The 24,975-nt window shown below is 49.9% G+C and carries 21 protein-coding genes and 1 tRNA gene; 8 read left to right on the plus strand and 14 right to left on the minus strand.

What is annotated here, in order from left to right:
- The first annotated feature begins 298 nt into the window (after window positions 1-298).
- The gene (locus V6Z81_07235) at window positions 299-850 is read left to right on the plus strand and encodes a hypothetical protein (GenBank protein MEG9862280.1); all 552 of its coding nucleotides are present in this window, start codon (window positions 299-301) and stop codon (window positions 848-850) included.
- 252 nt (window positions 851-1,102) lie between these two features.
- On the opposite strand, the gene V6Z81_07240 is transcribed toward V6Z81_07235, so the two are convergent.
- From V6Z81_07240 to cysD, 6 genes are all read right to left on the minus strand, one after another.
- Entirely contained in the window at window positions 1,103-1,387 is a 285-nt protein-coding gene (locus V6Z81_07240; GenBank protein ID MEG9862281.1) for a hypothetical protein, read from the minus strand.
- Window positions 1,388-1,466: 79 nt separating this feature from the next.
- Window positions 1,467-2,102 (minus strand): hypothetical protein, encoded by a 636-nt coding sequence (locus tag V6Z81_07245; protein ID MEG9862282.1) that lies wholly within the window; start codon window positions 2,100-2,102, stop codon window positions 1,467-1,469.
- A 232-nt stretch (window positions 2,103-2,334) separates the two neighbouring features.
- A complete protein-coding gene (gene glmS, locus V6Z81_07250) occupies window positions 2,335-4,185 on the minus strand; it encodes a glutamine--fructose-6-phosphate transaminase (isomerizing) (protein ID MEG9862283.1) in 1,851 nt (616 codons plus the stop codon).
- Window positions 4,185-5,558 carry a bifunctional UDP-N-acetylglucosamine diphosphorylase/glucosamine-1-phosphate N-acetyltransferase GlmU gene (gene glmU, locus V6Z81_07255; protein MEG9862284.1) on the minus strand — a complete coding sequence of 458 codons (1,374 nt, stop codon included), beginning with the start codon at window positions 5,556-5,558 and terminating at the stop codon, window positions 4,185-4,187. Before glmU ends, glmS begins: the two co-directional genes overlap by 1 nt.
- 138 nt (window positions 5,559-5,696) lie before the next feature.
- Window positions 5,697-7,634 carry an adenylyl-sulfate kinase gene (gene cysC, locus V6Z81_07260; GenBank protein ID MEG9862285.1) on the minus strand — a complete coding sequence of 646 codons (1,938 nt, stop codon included), beginning with the start codon at window positions 7,632-7,634 and terminating at the stop codon, window positions 5,697-5,699.
- 11 nt (window positions 7,635-7,645) lie between these two features.
- A complete protein-coding gene (gene cysD / locus V6Z81_07265) occupies window positions 7,646-8,440 on the minus strand; it encodes a sulfate adenylyltransferase subunit CysD (protein ID MEG9862286.1) in 795 nt (264 codons plus the stop codon).
- Window positions 8,441-8,725: 285 nt separating this feature from the next.
- Here cysD and V6Z81_07270 point away from each other — a divergent pair, with 285 nt between their 5' ends.
- The 3 genes from V6Z81_07270 to V6Z81_07280 are packed head-to-tail and all read left to right on the plus strand — an operon-like array spanning window position 8,726 to window position 10,740.
- Window positions 8,726-9,628: a haloalkane dehalogenase gene (locus tag V6Z81_07270; protein MEG9862287.1), complete on the plus strand. Its 903-nt coding sequence runs from the start codon at window positions 8,726-8,728 to the stop codon at window positions 9,626-9,628.
- Between the two features lie 21 nt (window positions 9,629-9,649).
- Entirely contained in the window at window positions 9,650-10,294 is a 645-nt protein-coding gene (locus V6Z81_07275) for a glutathione S-transferase family protein (GenBank protein MEG9862288.1), read from the plus strand.
- 29 nt (window positions 10,295-10,323) lie between these two features.
- A complete protein-coding gene (locus V6Z81_07280; protein MEG9862289.1) occupies window positions 10,324-10,740 on the plus strand; it encodes a hypothetical protein in 417 nt (138 codons plus the stop codon).
- A 186-nt stretch (window positions 10,741-10,926) separates the two neighbouring features.
- Here the strand turns inward: V6Z81_07280 and V6Z81_07285 are convergent, their stop codons facing one another.
- Together V6Z81_07285 and V6Z81_07290 are read right to left on the minus strand one after the other, a co-directional pair.
- Window positions 10,927-11,613, minus strand: a complete 687-nt coding sequence (locus tag V6Z81_07285; protein ID MEG9862290.1) for an isoprenylcysteine carboxylmethyltransferase family protein — start codon at window positions 11,611-11,613, stop codon at window positions 10,927-10,929.
- Window positions 11,614-11,757: 144 nt separating this feature from the next.
- Window positions 11,758-11,833: transfer RNA gene (locus tag V6Z81_07290), tRNA-Lys, on the minus strand.
- Between the two features lie 131 nt (window positions 11,834-11,964).
- Between V6Z81_07290 and V6Z81_07295 the strand changes: the two genes are divergently transcribed.
- On the plus strand, window positions 11,965-12,852 hold the full coding sequence (locus tag V6Z81_07295) for a DMT family transporter (protein MEG9862291.1): 888 nt from the start codon (window positions 11,965-11,967) through the stop codon (window positions 12,850-12,852).
- 30 nt (window positions 12,853-12,882) lie between these two features.
- Complete coding sequence (locus V6Z81_07300) at window positions 12,883-14,139, plus strand: cytochrome P450 (GenBank protein MEG9862292.1); 1,257 nt, start codon at window positions 12,883-12,885, stop codon at window positions 14,137-14,139.
- A 1-nt stretch (window position 14,140) separates the two neighbouring features.
- On the opposite strand, the gene tgt is transcribed toward V6Z81_07300, so the two are convergent.
- The 6 genes from tgt to V6Z81_07330 all read right to left on the minus strand — a co-directional run bounded on the left by tgt (window position 14,141) and on the right by V6Z81_07330 (window position 20,963).
- The gene (gene tgt, locus V6Z81_07305) at window positions 14,141-15,280 is read right to left on the minus strand and encodes a tRNA guanosine(34) transglycosylase Tgt (GenBank protein ID MEG9862293.1); all 1,140 of its coding nucleotides are present in this window, start codon (window positions 15,278-15,280) and stop codon (window positions 14,141-14,143) included.
- Window positions 15,281-15,290: 10 nt separating this feature from the next.
- Window positions 15,291-16,391, minus strand: coding sequence for a tRNA preQ1(34) S-adenosylmethionine ribosyltransferase-isomerase QueA (gene queA / locus V6Z81_07310; protein ID MEG9862294.1), 1,101 nt, complete (start codon window positions 16,389-16,391; stop codon window positions 15,291-15,293).
- Window positions 16,392-16,415: 24 nt separating this feature from the next.
- Complete coding sequence (locus V6Z81_07315; protein MEG9862295.1) at window positions 16,416-16,967, minus strand: peptidylprolyl isomerase; 552 nt, start codon at window positions 16,965-16,967, stop codon at window positions 16,416-16,418.
- Between the two features lie 16 nt (window positions 16,968-16,983).
- Entirely contained in the window at window positions 16,984-17,484 is a 501-nt protein-coding gene (gene coaD, locus V6Z81_07320; GenBank protein MEG9862296.1) for a pantetheine-phosphate adenylyltransferase, read from the minus strand.
- On the minus strand, window positions 17,481-20,303 hold the full coding sequence (gene gyrA / locus V6Z81_07325) for a DNA gyrase subunit A (GenBank protein MEG9862297.1): 2,823 nt from the start codon (window positions 20,301-20,303) through the stop codon (window positions 17,481-17,483). The genes coaD and gyrA overlap by 4 nt, the downstream gene beginning before the upstream one ends.
- A 201-nt stretch (window positions 20,304-20,504) precedes the next feature.
- Window positions 20,505-20,963: a single-stranded DNA-binding protein gene (locus V6Z81_07330; GenBank protein ID MEG9862298.1), complete on the minus strand. Its 459-nt coding sequence runs from the start codon at window positions 20,961-20,963 to the stop codon at window positions 20,505-20,507.
- Window positions 20,964-21,106: 143 nt separating this feature from the next.
- Between V6Z81_07330 and uvrA the strand changes: the two genes are divergently transcribed.
- Window positions 21,107-24,097, plus strand: a complete 2,991-nt coding sequence (gene uvrA, locus V6Z81_07335) for an excinuclease ABC subunit UvrA (GenBank protein MEG9862299.1) — start codon at window positions 21,107-21,109, stop codon at window positions 24,095-24,097.
- 4 nt (window positions 24,098-24,101) lie between these two features.
- Window positions 24,102-24,975, plus strand: an 874-nt coding sequence (trmFO, locus tag V6Z81_07340; protein ID MEG9862300.1) for a methylenetetrahydrofolate--tRNA-(uracil(54)-C(5))-methyltransferase (FADH(2)-oxidizing) TrmFO, incomplete at its 3' end; no start/stop codon positions are given.

Genomic DNA, 24,975 nt, shown 5'->3' on the forward strand with positions numbered 1-24,975 from the left:
AACGGAGAATAAAAAGATTATTGTAGATGGTGAACAATTCACGCTATCCGAAATATCCCATAGGTGTGAAGTTCACCGGTTTCGTGACAACTACGGACATATAGAGTGTTCGGATTCAAAGTTCCGCACAATTGAACGGAAGTGTGAGGCGCACTTTCCGGGAGTGCATGTAAAGACAGGTGAACTGGAATGTTCGGGTGAAGAACTCCAACTTATACAAAGCTACTGCAGCGCCACGATGTATTCGGACTCATACGCAGAAATAGACTGTTAGGTTTACCGTAGAACGATTAGGAAAATGATGGATACAAATTCTGTTATTTCAAGCATAATTAATCCGGAAAAACTATACTCTCGCTCAGAGGTACTTTCTAAACCCTGCCCCGTACTGGAAAGAGGGGGTTTCTGCGCATTCTATTTTCAGGATATTCCCCCCGAAGTTCCCGTTGAGGGATGCCATGTAAAAGATAGTAAGACACTTTTGTATATTGGTATAAGTGGTAATCTTCGAACAAGAGTGGTATCCAACCATTTTAGAGGCAATGCATCAATCTCAACATTGAGGCTTAGTATGGGTCTTCTCCTGTCTTTATCTCTCAGGCGTGTAAAGGAAAGAATAAGATTTACACGCGAAGACGAAGAGTGGCTAAACGACTGGATGGAAGACCACGCTTTTGTGTGTTGGGTGGAACATAATGCGCTGGGGAATATAAAGGGTGAGATCTTGACAGAATTATCCCCTCCTTTGAATATTGATTATAATAAACATCATCCCTTCTCAATGAGACTAAGTCGCATGAGGGAAGATGCAAAAAATGAAGCGAGATCACTACCTATTGTGAACGAATAAGACCAGAAGAATTATACGATTAAAGATCGTCAAATATATAATTTCCAACAAAAAAGATTCTATTATCCGAGAAGAACAAGCATAACAATGATTATTACTATACCTATTGTAATAGGGATAAGAATCGCGAGTGTCGCTGCCATTACCAGAGAAAACCAGACGAGTGTAACGATGAGCAGGAATCCGATTATTGCAAGTTCTATAATAAGAGCGTTTTCTCCTTCTACTTGACCAAACTCAAGCGGACGCACTTTAGTTTGAGAAATACTCAATCATTATAAAAATCGCTATACTTGAACTTACAACAATCAACAGTGTCGCAAAAATCCCGAAAATGGTCCTGATCAGATCATCAATTAACGCAAGCAGAATATTTTTAGTTTCTATCCATCCAAAAAATACAACGCAAAAAAGTAACGACCATGGGAAAAGAACAACCAATAGTGTTGCCATTATAGCGAATTCCCATAAATCCATATTCAAGTATGGATCTTTACCCTTTTTAATTTCTTTCTTTTCTTCAACGTCTTCAGGCATATACGAAACAATTCCGTATAAAATTTCCAATAGGCACTTTTTCTGCGGATCTTGAAAGATTTGGGGTTAATTGAATGAATCAACCATCAATATCAATCAAATCTCTAATATTATCTTTTTCTCCGCGTAGCAATTCCTGAAGGTTAGATATTTCCGATATTTTCCAATAATTCTCAGTTTTTATTAACTTTAACTCTAATAGTGTTTTTTCACTTGTATCAGAATTTGTTAACTCAAAACCAACTCTTGCCATATTTCCGTTTTTGTTTAAGTAAGTCATTTCAGCAGAACCGGCAATAGTTTTTAGAAAATCCGTGTTATCACCTGATGATGTTGTTCCACTCTCATGGCCTGATGGTATTCTTTCAATGTTTTTCTCCCAAAACTCATCAAAACCTTCAATTATTGCGCTTGCAATAACAGGCTTTAAAAGTACAACCAAACCCTGAGCAAGCACCTCTGTATCAAAAAATGAAGTATCGGTATTGGCCTCTTCATTTATTTCTTCCAAAAATACTTCTGTGATATCTGCAATCACTCCTTCAATGATGTTTTCCGTATCAACATGTTTTTCAAAAAGATATCTGTCTTTGTTTTCAATAGATTTTTGAATCTGCAACAAACTATATTCGGGTGTATTTATCCAATAGTTGTACCCTATCGTCAGGGCTCCCACGATCAAAATTAGTGTAATAATTAAATATATTTTTTTCATATTCTCATTTCTGACCCCTTAGTCATCATATTGAATAGCTTTTTAGAAAGTGGACTTCTCTGTCGTCTTTTTTCATGCCAGCAGTTTCATTCATGAAATTATTTCTATCCTCCCGGGTTTTGAAGATCCAAATACAAATAGTGTCTTTTGAATGGTAAATAGCTTTTAATTCATCATCGATTTCACAGATTTCTTTGGGAATATCTGTCTTAATACAAATCATTTTTTGAACCTATTCAACCGTAACAGACTTAGCCAGATTGCGGGGCTGGTCAACATCCGTGCCTCTGGCAACCGCCGCATGATACGCCAACAGCTGAATGGGGATAGTGTATAATATAGGCATTGCCAACAGACCTGCTTCAGGGAGCTTTATTATGCCATCGGCAATATCCGCTACGACGCCGGCTCCCTTTTCATCCGTCAGCACGAACAGGCGGCCGCCCCGTGCATGAATCTCCTGCATATTAGAAAGCGTCTTTTCAAACAACATTGTGGAAGGCGCAATGGCCACCGTGGGAACGTGTTCATCAATCAGGGCTATGGGGCCGTGTTTTAACTCTCCGGCTGCGTAGCCTTCCGCATGAATATAAGAAGTTTCTTTCAGCTTAAGCGCACCCTCAAGAGCCAAAGGCCAACAGATCCCACGACCTATATAAAAGACACTATACGCTGCACTAAGGCTATGGGCGTGCCCTTCAATTACTCCGCTTAACGTCAGGCAATCGGCAATCTGATGAGGAATGGCGACGAGTTCTTCCGCCATAACCCGCTCCTCCTCTTCATCTATGGTGCCACGGATGCGGGCCGCCGCTACCGCCAAGGCGGCCAGAACCCCCAGCTGACATGTAAACGCCTTGGTCGATGCCACTCCAATCTCCGGACCCGCCAAGGTAGGAAAGATATAATCGGCGTCACGGGCCATGGACGAGTTAGTAGCGTTAATAATCGCTGCCGTTTTTTGCCCTTGCTCCCGGCAATAACGCAAAGCCGCTAACGTATCCGCCGTCTCGCCGGACTGTGAGATAAATAACGCAATGCCCCCCTGACCCTTCTGCTCTTTTTGTACCGGCATTATTGGTTCGCGGTAGCGAAACTCGGAGGCAATGTCGACCTCTACCGGAATACGTGCCAGCCGCTCAAACCAGTCGCGGGCCACTAATGCGGCAAGATAGGCTGTTCCGCATGCCACCATGGTGAGTTTGGATACGGAGGCAAAATCAAACGGCACATCACCGGGCAATTCAATTCTGTTGGTTTCATAGTCTATGAACTGTGCAAGGGTGTGTGTGACGGCTTCCGGCTGCTCATAAATTTCTTTCGCCATGAAATGACGGTGATTGCCCTTGTCTGCAAGTGTTGACGACAGCACAAGAGTTTGAGGGGCGCGGGAAACCCGCTTGCCCTTATGATCATGAAACGTGACCGTACCGCCCTCTAAAATTACCCTGTCCCCTTCTTCCAGATAGGTCACACGATTGGTCAAACCGGTGAGTGCAATGGTATCGGAGGCCAAATAGGTTTCACCCTCACCAAAACCCACCACCAGAGGGGAACCGACCCGCGCCCCCATAACCATTCCCTCATGGCCTTTAAAAATCATTGCGATAGAAAATGCGCCCTGAAGATCACCCAACACCCGCTCTATCACCTCGGGGGGAGCAAGCCCCTGATCCCTGTAATAATATGTGGCCAGAACGGCGATGACTTCTGAATCCGTCGGCGTTTCAAAACGCATGCCATGATCCGTTAGCCTGTCACGCAGGGCGCGATAATTCTCAATAATGCCATTATGGACGATCGCCACATCACCGGTGGAATGAGGGTGGGCGTTTTCAGCACTGGGCGCCCCGTGTGTTGCCCAGCGCGTATGCCCGATACCCGTTTCGCCCGGCAGGGGCGACTCATTAAGAGAACCCACCAATCCATCCAGTTTGCCCTTGACGCGGCGGCGTTCAATCGTACCGTTAATCAGAGTGGCCACACCGGCGGAATCATATCCGCGGTATTCAAGACGCTTTAACGCTTCCGTAATCGTCCGCGCTACGGGCTCCTCGCTGGCAATGCCGACAATGCCGCACATTACTTTTTGCTTTCCGGTGTTTTTTTATACCGCCCCGCCAGCCCCTTCTTGTTGGATTGGCGTGTGCGGGCAATGGCCAGATCATCTTCATCAACATTGTTGGTGATAGTGCTGCCGGAGGCTATGTAGGCATCTTTTCCTATGGACACAGGGGCTACAAGAGCGCTGTTGGAGCCGATAAAAGCCCCTTCACCTATGTCAGTATGATGTTTGTTCACGCCGTCATAATTACACGTAATAACTCCCGCGCCTATGTTTGCGTTAGCCCCGACACGGGCATCTCCCACATAACTTAAATGACTGATTTTGGCACCCGTTTCAATTTGGGCGTTCTTGACCTCGACGAAATTGCCGAGTTTCGCTCCTGAAGCAACATGAGAGCCGGGCCTGACGCGCGCAAAAGGTCCAATCTGCGCACCGGCCTCAATCACCGCCCCTTCAATATGGCTAAACGAGCGAATATGCACTCCCGCCCCGACCCTGACGCCCGGACCGAACACAACATGAGGTTCTATTATGACATCGGCCTCCAGCACCGTATCACAGCATAGTTTCACACTTTCCGGTGCTTCCAGGGTTACCCCTGCCGCAAGGGCTCTTGCCCGCAAGCGGTTTTGCATGATGGCCTCCACCTTTGCCAAACCGGCCCGGTCATTAACCCCGAGGGCATCTTCTTCATGAGCCTCCACGACCCGGCACGACAACCCGTCCTGATGGGCAAGGGATACAATCTCCGTTAAATAATACTCCCCCTGAGCGTTATCATTAGACAACCGCTTTATGAGGGATGCCAGATGCTCTCCCGACACGGCCATGGCTCCCCCATTGCACAACGTAATGGCCTGTTCTTCTTTATTGGCATCACGGGCTTCTACAATGCGCACCAGCTGACCCGACCCGTCCGTAACCAGCCGTCCATAGGCCGACGGTTCCTCAGGGTCAAACCCCAAAACCGCAACATGAGCGCCCTTGTCGCGAGCCTCTATAAGAGACATGATGGCCTGCTCTCTTATTAAAGGCGTATCCCCGAATACAATCAGCACATCATCGGTTATCTGATCTGCCAACACCGGCAAGGCACACGCGATAGCCTCACCCGTTCCCCGCGGTTCCTTTTGATACACCACGGCGGCCTCCGGGTAGTCCCGTTGAACATAATCAATAACCGGTTGAGCGTTGGGGTCCATAACCACCACGGAGCGCACATCAGGCACCCCACCCTTTACAGAGTTCGTTGTTATAGCGCTTGCCATATCCAATATGCACCCCAGCATGGGCTTACCCGCAACGGCATGCATAGATTTTGGGGTGTTCGTCTTCATGCGGCTGGCGCGCCCACCCGCAAGAACGATAAATGTGACGGTACGTTCCATAACGGCTTCCCAAAATGGCTCCTAAAAATCCCCGAAGCTTAACGGGTAGAATCGCCAAGCCTGTGTTTATAGTGCCACGAGCCTATGAGCCGTAAAAGTCACATATTGTATCTTATTGTTGCTTTTTAGATAAAATACCTAGCCAGTCTTATCACCTATGGTCTTTTGCAGGCGGAAATTTTCTTCCACATAAGCCACCAACTCATCCAGACACTCCTCAACGGAATGTCGGGCCGTATCAATAATCAAGTCCGGTGATTGCGGTTCTTCATAAGGTGCCGATACGCCGGTGAAGTCACTAATCTCTCCGGCATGAGCCTTGCGGTATAACCCTTTAGGGTCACGTTCGGCACAGGTCTCAAGGTCGGCGCGGATATAAACCTCCCGAAAACTTTTTCCCGCAGCCTCCCGCGCCCTATCCCTGTCTGAGCGGTATGGCGAGATAAATGCCGTAACCGTCAGGATACCGGCACGGGCAAACAAGGCGGCCACCTCTCCGACACGGCGAATGTTCTCCGAACGGTCTTCCGGAGAAAAACTCAGATTGGCATTCAGGCCGTGGCGCACATTATCCCCGTCAAGGGCATAGATCTGAAAGCCCAGATCGAAAAGACGCCGCTCCAGCTGAACCGCCAATGTAGATTTACCCGCTCCGGAATATCCCGTAAACCATAACACGCCCCCTTCGTGACCCTGTCTGCGGATACGCTCTTCAACGGAAACCGCATGAGGCACGCGCTGAATGTTAGTATAGCGCCGGGTTATCAATTCACGCTGGTCAGCATACCCCTCCATAGAGATGATACCACCGCCTGCAATGTCATATCCGTCAACAAGAACAAACCGCCCCGTTGAAGCATTATCGCCAAACTCGTCAAGAGCGACAATGCGCCGTGTGCGCAATACAACCTCTGCGACCTGATTACGGACGACCTGCGTTCCGTCTTTCAGAGATAAATCATCCGTATCAATAATTCTGTCAATGCTCTGAACACTGACCCCCACCTCAAGTGGCCCGATCCTGAGGCGGTATTCCCGCCCGACGGTAAGAGGAGTCTCTCCTAACCAAAACAGGCGCGCGCAAAATACGTCCGTCTCCGGAGGCGGCTGTGTCTCTTCGCTAATTAACTCCCCGCGCTCAACAAAAATTTGCTCGTCAAGGGTAATTCCTACCGACTCCCCTGCACCGGCCTCCTGAGGCAACACCGCATCCTGACGCGCAGACCACGCCTCTATGGTTTTTACACAAGCCGTTTTGTTAGACGGAGAAAATAAAACCCTGTCCCCCACCCGTATACGTCCGGATTCAATACGGCCCGCGATGATGCGGCGTTTATCAAACTTATAAACATCCTGCACCGGCAGCCTTAAGGGTTGTGCTACCGGCGGAGCAGGCAAAACATAATTATCAAGCACTTCCAAAACCGTCGGCCCCTTATACCAGGGCATGGCTTTAGATTTCTCAGCAACATTGTCTCCCTCCCGTGCGGAAACGGGAATCATGTGCAACGCCTCAATACCGATAGAATGCAAATAAGCGCCATAGTCGGCCTCAACTTTTTCAAAAACTTCCTGAGCGTAACCAACCGCATCCATTTTATTGATGGCAACCGCTACCTGCCGTACGCCCATAAGATGCAGTAAATAGCCATGGCGGCGGGATTGCTCCTGCACGCCTTCCTCGGCATCAATAACCAATAGCGCCCCGTCGGATTGAGCCGCACCGGTTATCATGTTTTTCAAAAACTCCTTATGCCCCGGTGCATCAATGATCGTGTAATCCCGCAGAGCCGTCTTGAACCAGATCTGACTTGTATCAATGGTAATCCCCTGATCGCGCTCGGCCTGAAAGGCATCCATCAAAAAGGCCCATTCGAACGGCACACCCCGGCGTTGACACATCTCCTGAATGGACTCAAACCGTCCCTCCGGCAGACTGCCCGTATCATGAAATAGTCGCCCGATAAGAGTGGACTTGCCATGGTCTACATGACCGACAATCACAATGCGCATTAAATCCCGGCCGGAAGACAACGGATCAGCGGACGTATCAACGTGGGGAGAACCGGAATCCATACCACCGCCCTTTACATATAACCATCAGCACGCAGCCGCTCAAAAGCATCTTCGGCTTCATGGTCCATAGCACGGCCGGACCGCTCGGCAACCGTGGTGGTGTTCAGTTCTGCAATAATATCATTGAGAGTGGCCGCATTACTGGCCACGGGAAAAGTAATGTCTTTATCTCCCAGCGAGCGGTAGCGTTTGCCGTCCCTAGCAAAATAAAGACTGATGGTGGGGATCATTTCACGGCGGGTGTATTCCCATATATCTGTTTCCGTCCAGTGCAACAGAGGATGAATACGTATATGAGTGCCCGGAGGAAAATCCGTCTTATATTGGTCCCAAAACTCCGGCGGCTGATCTTTGAAAAACCACTGGCCTCCCTCACCTCGCGGGCTAAATACACGTTCCTTGGCACGGGTGGCCTGCTCATCACGGCGAATACCTGCAAACAACGCGTTAAAGCCATGCACCTGCAAAGCCCGGCGAAGACCTTCCGTCTTACGTGCCGCCGACCGTGCGGCAGGGGGTAAATCAGGGTCGGTTTCCTCAATCGGCGGGCATTCTTCACGCAACAGATCAAGACCCCACTCTTTTGTGTATTGATCCCTAAACTCATACATCTCCGGAAATTTGCGTCCCGTATCCACATGCATAACGGGAAACGGCACATGACCAAAAAATGCCTTGCGCGCAAGCCATATCATGACGTTGGAGTCTTTGCCCAAAGACCACAACATCGCCAGCCGGTCGATGCGGTTGAACGCCTCCCGGAAAATATAAATGCTACGGCTTTCAAGCTGATCAAGCCGGTTCATGGATGAGCCTCTTTCATGGACGGAGCCTGAGAGGGTTTACTTCCGGCGGTTATGTGCTTTTCGTCGCGGTAGTTTCCGCAACAGGGATAGGATATTCAGTATTAACATATTTTTTCTGTAGTTATAGAGATTTCACATTAAAAATGATGTTTATACTAATCTCTCCCCCTTTGCAAGAAAAAACCGCCCTTACCCCCCTGAGGTTCTCACGTAGGGCCATTGATGTTACCGTCCCAAAATACTTTAACGATATCACTGACGATGCCACTCATGAGGAACTCTGACATGAAGGTTTTACGCACCCCCGACGACCGCTTTAACGGCCTGCCGGACTATAATTTCGCTCCCCACTATAAGACCGTCACGGCCGGGGAGGGAGTAGAATTACGCATTCATTATCTGGATGAAGGGCCGCAAACTGCTCCTCCGGTTTTGCTGATGCACGGCGAACCGTCATGGTGTTATTTGTACCGCCATATTATTCCGCCGTTGGTAGCTCAGGGGCACCGGGTCATAGCACCTGATCTGGCGGGGTTCGGACGCTCCGATAAACCAACGGAGCTGACCGACTATACTTACGAAAACCATGTCCGCTGGATGTCAGACTGGCTCACCGCCCTCAACCTCACGGACATAACATTCTTCGGGCAGGACTGGGGCGGCCTCATCGGATTGCGGCTGGTCACGGCATTTCCGGAGCGCTTTGCGCGGGTGGTGGTTGCCAATACCGGGCTACCCGTCGGCACAGGCTCTTCCCCCGCTTTTCAGCAATGGGTCGAGTTCAGCCAGAGTGTTCCCGAACTGCCCATCGGCGATATTCTGCAAGGGGGAACCGTACGCACTCTCTCCGATGACGAAAAAGCAGCCTATCATGCCCCCTATCCTGACGCCTCTTACATGGCGGGCGCACGGCGCTTTCCCGTTTTGGTACCCGTAACGCCGGAGCACGACTCCGTTGCGGAAAACAAACAGGCATGGAAAGTGCTGGAGAGTTTTGAGCGTCCGTTGCTGACCGCATTCAGTGACTCTGATCCGGTTTCTGCCGGAGGTGATAAAATCTTTCAGGAGAAAGTTCCCGGTGCTAAAGGGCAACCTCACACGACGATCACTCAGGGAGGACATTTTCTTCAGGAGGATAAGCCGAAGGAAATCGCAGACCTTATTCACCGTTTTATCAATAACGGTTAAGCCGGCATCGGCCTTTCATTTATGAAACTCTATATCGCCAACAAGAATTATTCTTCATGGTCGTTTCGTCCGTGGCTAGCCATGCGGGTTAAAGAAATTGACTTTGAAGAGCTTCTTATACCTTTTAACGATAATGGCAGAAACCCGAAGTTTTATGATTTTTCGCCTACGGGAAAAGTACCGGCGTTGGTCAACGGTGATGTGGCGGTTTGGGAGTCTCTGGCAATCCTTGAATATCTGACCGAGAAATTTCCCGAACGCGCCCTGTGGCCGCAACCCGAAAAGGAACGTGCTCATGCCCGGGCCATAGCCCACGAAATGCACGGCGGTTTTGACGCCCTGCGCTCGGCTTGTCCGATGAACATGCGGCGAAACACAGGCCCGGCAGCAATGGATAATCCAAAAGCCGTCCAAAGAGACGTAACCCGTATAGAAACCCTATGGCAGGATTGTCTGGATACTTACGGAGGTCCCTTTCTTTTTGGTGAGTTCACAAATGCCGATGCCATGTTTGCGCCGGTTGTTAACCGGCTTGAAAAATACGCCCTCTCCAAGCATCCCGCCGTTACGGCTTATTCCGCTACTATCAAGGCGCTCCCCGCCTGGGTTGAATGGGAAGCGGCGGCTCTGGCCGAGTCCCGGATCGTAGAAGCGGACGAAGCGTAACACAGCAATCAAAGCAGGAAGGAACCCTCATGAAAGTTGAAAATGCGGTATATCCCGCCCGGGATCAGATCAAGGCTCTTTTGGACAATAAGAGCGAGGAGCCCATTGTGATGGTGAACCTGCTCCGGTTTAATGAGCGTGCCGCCTATAAGGATGACACCCATGGTGATATGTCCGGTGTGGAAGCGTATCGCATGTATGGCGAGCGGATGCGCAAAATTGTCGAGTCACGTGGCGCACGATTTATATTTACCGGCACCATTGATCAAATGGTTATCGGCTCCGTAGAGGAAGCATGGCACATGGTAGCATTGGTTGAATATCCCTCACGGCAGGCTTTTGCCGAGATTACGTCTCTTCCGGAAGTCAGTAAGATCGCGGTTTTCCGGGAAGCCGGTCTTGAAGGGCAACTCCTGATACAGGCCCGTGAGGCTTCATTGAGTTAGATATAAGTGCCATTGGTCCCAAACGCATAAAGACCCCGGCTATATGAATACGAAACATGTACAGACCAGAACAATATGTTGAAGATTGTCAGGACGGCTCGAATATCAGTCTTGAAACGCATGTAGCACGGATCAATCCGCACCGGAAAACAGTTGAAGGAGCCGCTCAACCGTTCAACGGCGTAATCAGTAAATCAGCGGCAGGAAACGCGTCTTAACCCGTTTCATATAGTCACCATAGCCGGGCAGTTCTTCTTTCAGGGTCGCCTCTTCAATACCAATGCGATAGATAGTGCTGGCGATTATCATTATTGTAGCCAATGCGGTCGCAGCATAGCTCGCCAGCCATAATGTCGTACCCACCATGATAACCAAAAAACCGGCATACATCGGGTGGCGCACATAGGCATAAACGCCGCCATCAGCCAGTACATGTCCTGCATCTTCCTGAATATGAACCGTTGGCGCGGCAAATTCATTATGCAACATGGCCAGTAAAACGATCAGAAAACCGGTAAGGAAAATTACCATGCCAATGGCCTGCACCAGCGGGCCGGGGTCAGGTAAGAGTTGCCAGAAAAAAACATCAAGCGCCGCAACAATGATTGGAAGCATGAGTGCCAGAACCATAAAACCCAATGCGAGGCGATCGGCCGGTGTTTGCTTTTTCCGACCAGCGCGCATACGCGCTTCTATCGCGCCGGGACGGACAACCAAAAGATAGATGGCTGACAGAACAGATACAAAAGCATAAACTGCCAGCCAGGTTATAGCCGCCGGCCAGCCGGTCGTGCCGATAGGCAAAAACATCAGAGCGGCGAAAAAAGCCAGTTGAAAACCGATTCCAACAAATGTTTTAGCAAATAAAAGCATTGGATGAGATTATCTCTAAAAACTTTTTCTGCAAAATGTTATCACACCGCCGTTGACAGGTAAATAATCACCCGTGTTGATTTTTGATACGCAGACTTCCTAAAAAAACGGCTGTTTACTGCGGTCAACAAAAACAGTAAACAATGGTGAGCCCGGCAGGATTCGAACCTGCGACACCCTGATTAAAAGTCAGATGCTCTACCAACTGAGCTACGGGCCCGCACCAAACGCATCCTGTTATATCTGAAACCCCGTATAAGTCCATAGCCCCTACCGTCACGCTCTCAATTATCCCCTGACCGTTAAACTTAGCAACAAACCGTAAGAGCTCCCCACAAAAAATATAAGACAATGGATACAAAGATATCTTCGGTTGCCCCTTCGGCAAACCTCTCCCCCTACCTCTACGGAATGATCGCCATTGTGTGCGGCGCCCTGATGAATGCCACCGTAAAAGGCCTTTCGGCTTGCGCGAGCATCATCCTCATTACGTCGTGGCGCTATGCTCTGGGAGCCGTCATAGCCCTGCTGGCTTACGCATGCTTCCGGCCCACCTTACCGGGCTGGAATGCCGTGCCGTTTCATCTGTTGCGGGGAGCGATTCAAATTACAACAGCCGTTACATTTTTCTGGGCCATAAGCCGTATTCCTCTGGCAACCGCTACGGCGCTTAGTTTCACCGGTGTGCTGATGATTGCACCGGTGGCACGGATTATCCTTAAAGAACCCATGAAACCCATCGTCATCGGCGCAACTTTTGTCGGGTTCTTAGGCGCTCTGTTAATTATTATCGGAGAGGCACGGTTGTTTGATGAAAATGCTACTCATGACGTTCTCGGTTATCTGGCTCCTTTGTTTTCGTCATTGTGTTATTCCGTCTCCGTGGTGTTGTTGCGCTACCGCTCACGCTCGGAGGATTCCGCCGCCATTGCCTTTTTTGCCAATACCCTGCCCGCCCTTTATGTGTTGCCGGTATTCTTTATTCTCCCCGCCGCCACAACGGAGGGGATTTACCCGTGGTTCTTGCTGGCCGGACTGTTCGGGGTCAGTTTCTGGTCTCTCACAACCCTTTCCTACGCCGGAGCCCCCGCAGCACGTCTGGCGCCTCTCAACTATACCCAGCTCATCTGGGCGGCTCTTATAGGATTTTTCCTTTTCAATGAGGCTCCACACTGGCAAACTTGGGTCGGCGCAGGTGTTATCATTGCCTCCTGCCTTTACGTCGCACGACGCGGATAAAACCCGCCCGCATTGCAAAGGAGATACCCCATGAAGATTTCTCAGGAACTCAGCAACACCATCGTCAACCCCGCCGCGTATGCCGACTTTGACCAGATTCACGAGGCTTTTGCCGAGATCCGAAAAAATGCCCCTGTCGCCCTCGTGGAGGCCGAAGGGTTTGACCCGTTTTGGCTCATCAGCAAATTTGACGATGTCCAACACGTTGAAAAAAGCAGTGATCTCTTTCATGCCGGTGACCGTATGACGGTTCTGGCCGATGCCAGAACCGTACGCACAACCATTGAAGAAATCGGAACTCCGCACCGGTTTCTCACTCTGGTTCAGATAGATCCCCCCCGGCATACCGTCCTTCGCGATTTAACCGCCGACTGGTTTGGACCGCGTTCACTGCGTAATCTGGAACCCCGCATTCGCCGACGTGCTCAACAAACTCTCAGGGCATTTGAAGAGACCGGCGGCGAGTGTGATTTTGCCAAAGATATTGCACTCTATTATCCCCTGCGTGTCATTATGGACATACTCGGTGTGCCCGACGAAGGTGAAGAGTTCATGTTGAATCTCACGCAGAATATTTTCTCGTTAACGGATGAAGATATGGGCTACAAAAATCAGGAGGAACGTAACGCCGCTCTGACCAAGGCGGCTATGGATGCTTTCGCCTATTTTAATGACATCAACGAAAGCCGCCGTAAGAACCCGCAAGATGATCTCGCCAGTGTTTTCGCCAACGGAAAAATTGACGGCGAATATATGAACGAGCTTGAAACTTTCGGCTATTACGTCATTACGGCCACGGCAGGCCATGATACGACATCTAATTCTACCAGTGCCGGTATGTGGGCGCTCTGTCAGCAACCTGAGATGCTCTCTCAACTTAAAGAAAACCCGGATCTGCTCGCAGCCTTTGTGGAAGAAAGCATTCGCTGGGAAACACCGGTCAAGCATTTCATGCGCTCAGCCACTCAGGATAGTGAACTCCGTGGTGTTACCCTTAAAGAAGGTGACTGGATGATGTCCAGTTTTGCCTCGGCCTGCCGTGATGAAGACGCCTATGACAACCCTTTCGAGTTTGATATTACCCGTAAGCCCAACCGGCATCTGGCCTTAGGATATGGCGTCCATGTTTGTCTGGGACAACATCTGGCGCGGTTGGAAATGCGTATTTTGTGGGAGGAACTCATAAAACGTCTGGAAAGTGTCGAGATGACCGGCCCCATGACCCGTGTGGCCGCAAGTTTTGTTTCCGGTCCTAAATCACTGCCGATACGCTTTACTCTACATTAATCTAGCCTCCTGATACTTTGGCCGAAAACAAACGGCCAGCGCCGCTTTCTACGAACCGCTTAAAGCGGCTTTCGGCAATTGCTGCGCGTATATCTGCCATGAGTTTTTGATAAAAAGCCACATTATTCCAGCTCAACACCATGGCGCCCAGTAATTCACCGGATTTCATCAAATGATGAAGATAAGCCCGGCTATAATCACGTGCCGCCGGACATGAACTGCTCTCATCTAAAGGACGCATGTCATCGGCATAGCAGGCATTGCGTAAGTTAATCCGCCCCTCTCCGGTGAACGCCTGACCATGACGTCCCGCACGGGTAGGCATGACGCAATCAAACATGTCAATGCCGCGCCAAACGGCCTGCACAATATCATCCGGCGTGCCCACCCCCATCAAATAACGGGGAGCCTTTTCGGTCAACAACGGGCATACGCCATCCAACACCTGCAACATGATCTCCTGCCCCTCGCCTACGGCAAGACCGCCGATGGCATAACCGTCAAACCCTGTTGCCGTCAACCGCTCTACGGATTCAGCCCGCAGGCTGTCATAAACTCCGCCCTGCACAATACCAAACAGCGCCTGTCCCTCCTGACGATGGGGGGCGCTATCAAAATAACGGCGGGATTGCCCGGCCCAAACCATAGAGCGGCGCATAGATAAAGCAGCCTCCTGCCTGCTCGCCGGAAAGGGCGTACATTCATCCAGTACCATTATAATGTCAGAGCCAAACAGGCATTGCGCCTCAACGGCACTCTCCGGTGTCAAGCGGTGGCATGCACCGTCAATATGAGAGTGAAATGTAACGCCCTCCTCATCCAGCTTTCTCAATTTAGCAAGAGACATGACCTGATAACCGCCGGAATCCGTCAAAACAGGATGAGGCCATTTCATAAAGCGATGTAACCCTCCCATGGCCGCCAGCTGCCCGGCACCCGGGCGCAACACAAGGTGATATGTATTGGCCAAGATCATATCAACACCGCACTCCCGTAGCTGGGAAGAATACAGCCCCTTAACGCTGCCCTGCGTGCCAACCGGCATAAAGGCCGGTGTACGCACCATGCCCCGTGGTGTGGACACAACACCGGTTCGGGCAGCCCCTTCCCGTGCCTTTATCTCAAAAGAAAAGCCGCTCATAGCGCGTTTATCAAACCGTCTTAGGAGATAACAAACACGCATCTCCATAAGAATAAAACCGGTAACCGCTCTTCACCGCATGCTCATATAAACGCTTCATCCGGCTGCAGCCTGCAAAAGCACTGACCAATACAAACAAAGTAGAACGCGGCATGTGAAAATTAGTCAAAAGGCTGTCTACGACTCTGGTGCGGTAACCCGGCTTCACAAAAAGAGACGTCCAGCCCTCAAAAGGCCGGAGGTCGCCATTTTCCAGCGCTGCGCTTTCCAGCAAACGAAAAGATGTCGTTCCTACCGCGACCACCCGTCCTCCACGGGCACGGGCCCGAGTAATGGCCGTTGCGGTTTCTTCTGACAATGAGCCCCATTCTCCGTGCATCTTATGATCATTCAGGTTTGATACCGCCACCGGTCGAAATGTCCCCGGGCCCACATGAAGAGTTAAAGAGTGAATCTTTATATTTTTTGTCTCCAGCCGCTTCACAAGAGAGGGGGTGAAGTGCAAGCCGGCGGTAGGAGCCGCAACAGCACCCGGCTCTTCAGCAAACAGGGTTTGATAATCCTGAAAATCACGTTCGTCACTGGCACGGCGCGCCGTAATATAGGGCGGTAACGGCATGGCTCCGCAATCTCCCAGTGCATCATCCAGAGCATCACCTGCAATGTTAAACTCTAAAACTACTTCGCCCCCCTTCCGGCAAGACAAAACCTGTGCTGTCAGCCTATCACTAAACTCAAGATTATCACCAATGCTCAAACGCCGCGCAGGCTTGGCAAAAGCGCGCCAGCCGGCATCATCTATACGCTCATAAAGGGTCAGATTGACAGAAGCACTTACTCCATACCGCCAGCGTGTGGTCTTGAGTTGTACGGGCAACACCCGCGTATTATTGACCACCAAAACATCACCGGCATTTAAGAAATCCGGCAAGTCACGGATTGTACTGTCAATAGGTGATTCTCCATCAGACCCTGCTACTAAAAGCCGGGCGGCATCCCGGGGAATGGCCGGACGCAAAGCAACGGCTTCCTTTGGTAAGTCAAAATCAAACGCCTCAATATCAAGCGCTTCATCATCAAACGTCTCACCATCAGGCATATCAATATGCATGGCGTAAGAACACCCCGCAATAGATTATGAGTCGGCGTCGGCTACTACCTGCATACGGATGATGGTGTCAGGGTCGGACGGGGGCTCGCCACGTTTAATAGCATCAACATGCTCCATCCCCTCAATGACGCGGCCCCAGAGAGTGTACTGACTATCCAGAAAACCGGCATCTCCGAATACAATGAAAAACTGACTGTTGGCACTATCGGGATTAGACGAGCGCGCCATACCGATAGTACCTCTGGTAAAACTCTCATCGTTAAACTCCGCTTTTAAGTCAGGATAGGTAGAACCGCCCATTCCGGTGCCCGTCGGGTCGCCCGTCTGAGCCATAAAACCGTCAATCACCCGATGAAATACAATACCGTCATAGAACCCTTCATGGGCTAACTGTTTAATGCGCTTTACATGTTCCGGCGCTTTGTCTTCTAAAAGTTCAATGACGACGCGGCCATCTTTTAAATCCAGATAAATCATATTTTTCTCATCCGGCGCGGCTATAGCAGGCGTCCACAACACCACTGCGCCAAGCAGGATCAAAGACGTAATTTTTGGGAACATAGTTTTTAAGGTCATAATGCTGTCTCCTATTCTAAGCGTCAGCAAGTTTGTTGCTTATTTTTTTAAAAACCCGGGGGGAGACAAAAAGACTGGCATCACCATCCAAACGGGCAATCTGCTTTACCAGCGTTGAGGATATAAACCCCGCCTCCTGCGATGCCGCCAGAAAAACTGTCTCTACATCAGGCAGCATGACGTGGTTCATGGCTGTCATTTGCGCTTCATATTCATAATCTACCGAACCCCGCAAGCCCCGTATAATCATAGTGGCATTTTCTTCACGCGCTAAATTAACTAACAGACCATGAAATGATCGCACGACCACCTCGGCTCCATGGCGGGTCTTCAAAGCTTTAGCTTCGCTTTCAACCATAGCCATGCGCTCTTCTAAATTAAACAAAGGGTTTTTATCATCATTGACCGCGACGGCTACCACCAGCTTATCCGTTAAACGGCAACAACGTTGTATAATATCCATATGCCCGTTTGTTACAGGGTCAAACGTCCCCGGATAAATGGCTATGCGGGTCATGAGGTCTCTTCCTCCGGTTCTTCGGGGTTATCGTTGCCGGTTCCCACAAGATTATCATCAGATATATCACTGATATGATCAACTGCTACAACACGCTCATCATCAGAGGCCCGTAAAACTGTCACCCCCATAGTATTGCGCCCAGCAATGCGTACACCGTTGATAGGACACCGGATGAGGCGGCCGGTGTTGGTTACCATCATAATTTGGTCCTGCTCCTCTACCGGAAAGGATGCCACCAGTGCACCGTTACGCTCAGCCCCCGTCATGGCAATAATGCCCTTTCCACCACGACCGGATGTCCGGTACTCAAAAGATGACGACCGCTTGCCAAATCCGTTTTCACTTATGGTCAAAATAAATTGCTCATAAGCTCCCAATTCCGCATAACGCTCCGGCGAAAGAGTTACCTCTTCATTACCGGTCTCCATATCATCGCCAGAGGATGCTACCTCTTCATCTCCTTCACCATCCGTGACACGGCGCATGAGACTGGCCTGACGCAAATAGGCGGCGCGTTCTGCAGCATCGGCCTTAACATGGTTAAGAACGGACATGCTTATCACATGATCTCCCTCCTTAAGACGAATACCCCGCACCCCCGTTGAAGAGCGGCTGGAGAAGACACGCAAATTATCAACAGAAAACCGCACACACCGCCCCTGAGCCGAGGTCAGTAAAATATCCTGATGCGGAGCACAGAGTTGAACGGCGATGATGGCATCGTTTTCTCCGGGCTTCATGGCAATCTTACCACCCCGGTTGATGTTGATGAAATCCGAGAGCTTATTACGCCGCACATTACCGCTACGGGTTGCAAAGCTAATATCAAATTTCTCCCAACTGTTTTCATCATCAGGCAGGGGCATCACGGACGTAATCAACTCGCCTTGCCGAAGGGGAAGAATATTTATCATGGCCTTACCGCGGGACTGGGGCGAGCCTCGCGGCAAGCGCCATACTTTCAGCCTGTAAACCATACCGTGTGAAGAAAAGAACAAAACCGGCGTGTGAGTATTAGCGACAAACAGGCGCGTAACGAAATCTTCAGAGCGAATAGACATACCGGAGCGCCCTTTGCCACCACGTTTTTGTGCTCTGTACGTAGAAAGCGGTACCCGTTTGATGTAACCCTGATGGCTTACGGTGACAACCATATCTTCGCTCTGGATTAAGTCTTCATCTTCAACATCAAAATCTGCTTCCTCAATCATAGTACGCCGCGGTGTGCTAAACCGCTCGACAACAGAGGTAAGTTCTGAGCGAATAATATCCAATATGCGCTTTCTCTTACCCAAAATATCAAGATAATCTTCAATGGTGTCTTTGAGAGTTTTTAACTCATCACCAATTTCATCACGCCCCAGAGCCGTCAAGCGTTGCAAACGTAACTCCAAAATAGCCCGCGCCTGCGTTTCTGACAGTTGGCAGGTATCATCATCCGCAATAGTGTGACGTGAGTCTGCAATCAAGGCCATCAAAGATGCCACATCGCGCGCAGGCCAATGTTTCTCCATTAAAGTTTGACGGGCCGTAGCGGGGTCTTTTGCTTGCCGAATAAGCATCACCACTTCATCAATATTGGCAACCGCAATAGCCAGTCCCACAAGAATATGCGCCCTGTCTCGCGCACGCCCTAATGCATACCGCGTCCGGCGGGTGACAACCTCCTCTCTGAATTGAGTAAAGGCCTGCAATAATTGCTTAAGGTTCATCAGTTCGGGTTTGCCCTGATTCAATGCCAGCGTATTGGCCCCAAAACTGCTTTGCAGAGGAGAATAGCGGTATAACTGGTTTAACACTACATCCGGCACGGCATCTCTTTTGAGTTCCACTACAACCCGCATCCCCTGCCGGTCAGACTCATCACGCAAATCGGACACTCCCTCCATGCGTTTGTCGCGTACCAGCTGGGCAATTTTTTCAATCATGTTCGCTTTGTTCACCTGATAGGGAATCTCCGTGATAACAAGGGCCATGCGGTCTTTACGCACTTCCTCAATAGCGACCTTACCCCGTACCACAATACTGCCCCGCCCTGTCTGATACATGGAGCGGCATCCTGCCTGACCTAAAATAATCCCATGGGTTGGAAAATCCGGCCCAGGGATGATTTTTATCAACTCATCAATGGTAATATCAGGGTTGTCCACAAGGGCTATACAAGCAGCAATCACCTCACCCGGATTATGGGGCGGTACATTGGTAGCCATACCAACGGCAATGCCTCCTGCACCATTAACGAGTAAATTAGGAAACAAAGCGGGAAGCACACAGGGCTCGCTTTCAGAACTGTCATAATTGTCCTGAAAATCAACGGTGTTTTTATCTAGATCCCCCAACAGCGTATCGGCGACCTGAGTTAAACGGACTTCCGTATACCGCATGGCAGCAGGTGGATCGCCATCCACAGACCCGAAATTACCCTGCCCGTCCAGCAACGGTAAACGCATGGAAAAATCCTGCGCCATACGTACCAGCGCATCATAGATAGACTGATCTCCATGGGGGTGATATTTACCCATAACATCGCCCACAACACGTGCCGATTTACGATAGGGCTTGTTCCATTCATATCCGTTCTCATGCATGGAGAACAGAATCCGCCGATGAACCGGCTTTAACCCATCCCGAACATCCGGCAAGGCGCGAGCCACGATAACGCTCATGGCATAGTCAAGATATGAGCGCTGCATCTCCCCTTCAATGGTTACGGGCGCAAAAGCTTCTCCAATATCATGCGCCTCGCCATCCGGCTCATTCTCCGACCCGTTATCCTCAGGTGGAAGATCCTCTGAATTATTATCTGAATCGCTCAATAAGTGCCCCAAAACCGCCACCAAGGATGCCCCTCTCAGGGCATCACAGCAGTAGCATCTCTTAACTCAATTATCCTGTTTCACCGGCCATTTTACCGATGATTATCATAGCACTAACAAGGTTTTTTTGCAATCGGGAGCGCTTTATTTCGGGTCAAAAAAACCAATTAAAACAAGAACTTACAAATGCCTAAACGTACCTTAAAACGGTATTTCGTCATCCATGTCATAGGAGGTCCCTCCACCGGATGAATCTTGTCCGGACGCACCATAATTTGGCGACTCACTACGCTCGCCACCCCCTCCGCTACGGCTGTCCAACATGGTCATAGTGGCATTAAATCCCTGTAGCACAACCTCTGTCGAGTAGCGGTCTTGTCCTGACTGATCCTGCCACTTACGAGTCTGTAGCTGACCCTCAAGATAAACTTTAGAACCCTTATGAAGATATTGCTCTGCGATACGCGCCAACCCTTCAGTGAAGATAACCACGCGATGCCACTCGGTACGCTCCCGGCGTTCACCTGTGTTGCGATCTTTCCAGGATTCGCTCGTCGCAACGCGAAGATTGCAAATCGGACGGCCATCCTGAGTATGCCTTACTTCCGGATCGGCTCCTAAATTACCAACCAAAATAACCTTGTTTACGCTACCTGCCATGGTGATACTCCTTACACTCTCCCCCCTTTGTTTACCACACGCCACTTTTTTTACAAACCATATTATGCTCTGCCTGTTGTACTCCGGCTGCCGCCAGTGTAAACATTTTATCCGTATCCCTCCCCTATAGACTACTCTTACCCATGAAACATTCCTCCGGTCGATCTATCCACATCACAGGGGCCCGGGAGCATAATCTTCGTAATATCTCTCTGACCCTACCCCGCGATCAACTGGTGGTGGTGACAGGGCTTTCCGGTTCCGGAAAATCCTCTCTGGCCTTTGACACAATTTATGCCGAAGGCCAGAGACGCTATGTGGAAAGCCTCTCGGCTTATGCCCGTCAGTTTTTACAGATGATGCAGAAGCCGGATGTTGACCAGATTGACGGCCTCTCCCCTGCTATTTCCATTGAGCAGAAAACCACCTCTCGTAATCCCCGCTCAACGGTTGGTACAGTCACAGAGATCTACGATTATATGCGCCTTCTGTTTGCCCGCATTGGCGTGCCCTATTCGCCGACCACCGGATTACCTATTGCCAGCCAGAGCGTTACTGAAATGGTAGACCGCCTTAAAGATCTGCCCGATGGCACCAGATTTTATTTGCTGGCTCCCATCATTCGTGGCCGCAAGGGTGAATATCGCAAGGAGATAGCTGAACTGCTCAAACGCGGATTCCAGCGCATCAAAATTGATGGAGAGTTTTACGAACTTGAAGATTCTCCGGCTTTAGACAAAAAATTCAAGCATGATTTAGAAGTCGTGGTGGACCGCCTCGTGATGCGGGAATCTATGGGTAATCGTCTGGCAGATTCTCTGGAGACTACCCTTCAGTTAGCCGATGGCCTTGCCATTGCGGAAATGGCCGACTCTTCATTCTCTTCAGGGGGTACCGAGCGGCTTATTTTTTCCTCCAGATTCGCCTGCCCTGTTTCAGGCTTTACCATTGAAGAGATTGAACCACGTTTATTCTCTTTTAATAATCCTTTTGGCGCCTGCCCCAGCTGTGACGGCCTTGGTACACAGTTTCTGATAGATCCCGATTTAGTAATTTCTGATAACAAGCAGCCTCTTAATGAGGGAGCAATTGTGCCCTGGTCACGTGGGACATCTCCCTACTACCGACAAACTCTGGAAAGCGTTGCCGTGCATTACGGCGTTAAGCCTGATATGCCATGGGGAAAGGTGCCTTCTAAAGTGAAAAAAATTGTGCTTTACGGCAGCAACGGCGAATCTTTGCGGTTTTCTTATGACAATGGGCGGCGATCTTACACCAGAAGGCGGGCTTTTGAGGGCGTTATTCCCTCTCTGGAGCGCCGTTACCGGGAGGCTTGCGCCAATGACAAAGGCAGCCGTGTGGCGTCATGGACACGTGAGGAAATCGAAAAGTATCAATCCGTCAGAGATTGTGAAACCTGTCAGGGTTTTCGCCTCAAGCCGGAAGCGTTGGCAGTCAAACTTAACGATCTTCACATCGGGGATGTCTCCAGAATGTCTATACAGGAGGCCAACCAATGGTTTACCCGCCTCCCACAACATCTTGATACCCGACAAAACCGCATTGCAGGACGCATCCTTAAAGAGATACAGGAGCGGCTAAAGTTTCTCAACGACGTGGGGCTGGATTATTTAACACTATCCCGTAACTCCGGCACCCTGTCAGGAGGGGAATCTCAGCGTATTCGTCTTGCCTCACAAATAGGTTCCGGCTTAACGGGAGTGCTGTATGTGCTGGATGAACCATCCATCGGTCTCCATCAACGAGACAACGCCCGCCTTCTTAAAACTCTGCAACGGTTACGCAATCTCGGTAACACTGTCATCGTGGTGGAACATGACGAGGATGCTATTCGGGAGGCCGACCATGTGGTGGATATAGGCCCGGGCGCGGGCATTCATGGAGGCAAAATTGTCGCCGAAGGAGCACCGGATGCTATCTGCAAAAGTAAACAAAGCCTCACCGGGCAATATCTAACCGGCAAGCTTGCTATTCCGGTGCCGGAGGTTCGTCGTGGATTTGACAAAAAATCTACCCTAAAACTCGCTGGCGCTACCGGTAATAATTTGAAATCTGTTACCGCGACCATACCCCTCGGTGTTTTTACCTGTGTAACGGGAGTCTCCGGCAGTGGAAAGTCTACGCTTTTGATTGACACGCTTTATCGTGCTCTTTCCCGTCTGCTGATGGGAACACGAGAAAACCCTGCCCCTTATGGGCGCATCGATGGTTTAAAGCATTTAGACAAAATTATTGATATTGACCAATCGCCCATCGGGCGAACACCCCGTTCTAATCCGGCTACCTACACCGGGGCGTTTACTCCTATCAGAGACTGGTTTGCCAATTTGCCTGAATCCCGCGGGCGTGGCTATAAACCTGGCCGGTTTTCGTTCAACGTAAAAGGCGGACGGTGCGAGAATTGCCAGGGTGGCGGCATGATTAAAATTGAAATGCATTTTCTACCGGATATCTACGTTGAGTGTGACGTATGTGGTGGAAAACGTTACAACCGCGAAACTCTGGAGATAAAATATAAAGATAAATCCATTGCTGATGTTCTGGATATGACTGTCGAGGAAGCGGCGATATTTTTTAAATTTGCCCCGGCCATCAGAGAAAAAATGGAAACCCTCCGGCGGGTTGGATTGGATTATATTAAGGTAGGGCAACAAGCTACAACCCTTTCAGGGGGGGAGGCACAGCGGGTTAAATTAGCTCGCGAGTTATCCCGCCGTGCTACAGGACGAACACTTTATCTTCTGGACGAACCTACCACCGGACTGCATTTTCATGATGTAGCAAAACTTCTGCAGGTTTTGCACGAGCTGGTGGATGCCGGCAATACGGTTATTGTCATTGAGCATAATCTGGAGGTTATCAAAACAGCTGACTGGATTATTGATTTAGGGCCAGAGGGAGGCGATGGCGGTGGTGAGATTGTAGCCACCGGTACGCCTGAAGCTATCGCGGCAGCTCATAAAACGAGTCACACCGGTGTTTTTCTCAAACGCTCTTTGCCCAAACGCCTCACTACCAAAAAAACGGCTAAGCGATCTACCACCAAAAAACCTGCCAAAAAAACTGTCAAAAAAGCCGCAATAAAAACATCTAAAAAAGTGGCAAAAAAATAGTGACATGACCGTCTCTACATTCTCCCCTGATTATGTCCATGTCATTGGTGGTGGTCTGGCCGGTTCTGAATCTGCCTGGCAACTGGCCAAAGCAGATACCCCGGTTATGATTCATGAAATGCGCCCTCATCGCCAAACCGATGTTCATCAAACCGGCGATTGCGCTGAGTTGGTTTGCTCCAATTCTTTCCGCTCTGACGATGCCTCCGCCAATGCCATAGGAGTCCTCCACGAAGAGATGCGTTTAGCGGACTCTCTTATCATGCGTGCAGCAGATCAGAACCGTCTACCCGCCGGCAGCGCTTTGGCAGTTGATCGCATAGGGTTTTCTCAAACCATAACAAAAGCGCTGGAGGACAATCCTCTTATCACTATTAACCGTGAAGAAGTCATGCATCTACCCGTTGGGCAAGAGGTCACAGAATTGCAAATTATTGTTGCTACCGGTCCGCTTACGTCTCCGGCTTTAAGTAATACTCTCCGGACTCTGACGGGTTCTGAGCAACTGGCTTTTTTTGATGCTATAGCACCGGTTGTGTATCAGGATAGTCTGAACATGAATGTTTGTTGGATGCAATCACGTTATGACAAATCAACCATCGATGGAGACGGTGCAGATTACATAAACTGTCCTTTGAGTCAGCAGGACTACACGCAATTTATCAACTCTCTTATCGAGAGCGATACCATGCCCTTCCATGATTGGGAGCGTGACACGCCCTATTTTGAAGGCTGCTTGCCCATTGAAGTGATGGCTGTCCGTGGGCCGGAGACTCTTCGTCACGGCCCCATGAAACCGGTGGGCTTAACTAACCAACACAAGCCCGATGAGCACCCCTATGCGGTTATGCAGTTGCGCCAGGATAACGCGGCCGCCA

The sequence above is a fragment of the Parvularculales bacterium genome (genome assembly GCA_036881865.1).
Taxonomy (GTDB): Bacteria; Pseudomonadota; Alphaproteobacteria; order JAPOUT01; family JBAJNM01; genus JBAJNM01.

Bases quoted from the DNA above. Each gene is read 5' to 3' on its own strand.
- uvrA (MEG9862299.1), top strand. From the start codon at position 21,107: ATGAAACATTCCTCCGGTCGATCTATCCACATCACAGGGGCCCGGGAG.
- V6Z81_07245 (MEG9862282.1), bottom strand. From the start codon at position 2,102: ATGAAAAAAATATATTTAATTATTACACTAATTTTGATCGTGGGAGCC.
- cysD (MEG9862286.1), bottom strand. From the start codon at position 8,440: ATGAACCGGCTTGATCAGCTTGAAAGCCGTAGCATTTATATTTTCCGG.
- V6Z81_07300 (MEG9862292.1), top strand. From the start codon at position 12,883: ATGAAGATTTCTCAGGAACTCAGCAACACCATCGTCAACCCCGCCGCG.
- cysC (MEG9862285.1), bottom strand. From the start codon at position 7,634: ATGGATTCCGGTTCTCCCCACGTTGATACGTCCGCTGATCCGTTGTCT.
- glmU (MEG9862284.1), bottom strand. From the start codon at position 5,558: ATGGAACGTACCGTCACATTTATCGTTCTTGCGGGTGGGCGCGCCAGC.
- tgt (MEG9862293.1), bottom strand. From the start codon at position 15,280: ATGAGCGGCTTTTCTTTTGAGATAAAGGCACGGGAAGGGGCTGCCCGA.
- V6Z81_07330 (MEG9862298.1), bottom strand. From the start codon at position 20,963: ATGGCAGGTAGCGTAAACAAGGTTATTTTGGTTGGTAATTTAGGAGCC.
- V6Z81_07280 (MEG9862289.1), top strand. From the start codon at position 10,324: ATGAAAGTTGAAAATGCGGTATATCCCGCCCGGGATCAGATCAAGGCT.
- V6Z81_07240 (MEG9862281.1), bottom strand. From the start codon at position 1,387: ATGCCTGAAGACGTTGAAGAAAAGAAAGAAATTAAAAAGGGTAAAGAT.
- V6Z81_07295 (MEG9862291.1), top strand. From the start codon at position 11,965: ATGGATACAAAGATATCTTCGGTTGCCCCTTCGGCAAACCTCTCCCCC.
- V6Z81_07270 (MEG9862287.1), top strand. From the start codon at position 8,726: ATGAAGGTTTTACGCACCCCCGACGACCGCTTTAACGGCCTGCCGGAC.
- V6Z81_07275 (MEG9862288.1), top strand. From the start codon at position 9,650: ATGAAACTCTATATCGCCAACAAGAATTATTCTTCATGGTCGTTTCGT.
- coaD (MEG9862296.1), bottom strand. From the start codon at position 17,484: ATGACCCGCATAGCCATTTATCCGGGGACGTTTGACCCTGTAACAAAC.
- V6Z81_07285 (MEG9862290.1), bottom strand. From the start codon at position 11,613: ATGCTTTTATTTGCTAAAACATTTGTTGGAATCGGTTTTCAACTGGCT.
- glmS (MEG9862283.1), bottom strand. From the start codon at position 4,185: ATGTGCGGCATTGTCGGCATTGCCAGCGAGGAGCCCGTAGCGCGGACG.
- V6Z81_07235 (MEG9862280.1), top strand. From the start codon at position 299: ATGATGGATACAAATTCTGTTATTTCAAGCATAATTAATCCGGAAAAA.
- V6Z81_07315 (MEG9862295.1), bottom strand. From the start codon at position 16,967: ATGACCTTAAAAACTATGTTCCCAAAAATTACGTCTTTGATCCTGCTT.
- queA (MEG9862294.1), bottom strand. From the start codon at position 16,391: ATGCATATTGATATGCCTGATGGTGAGACGTTTGATGATGAAGCGCTT.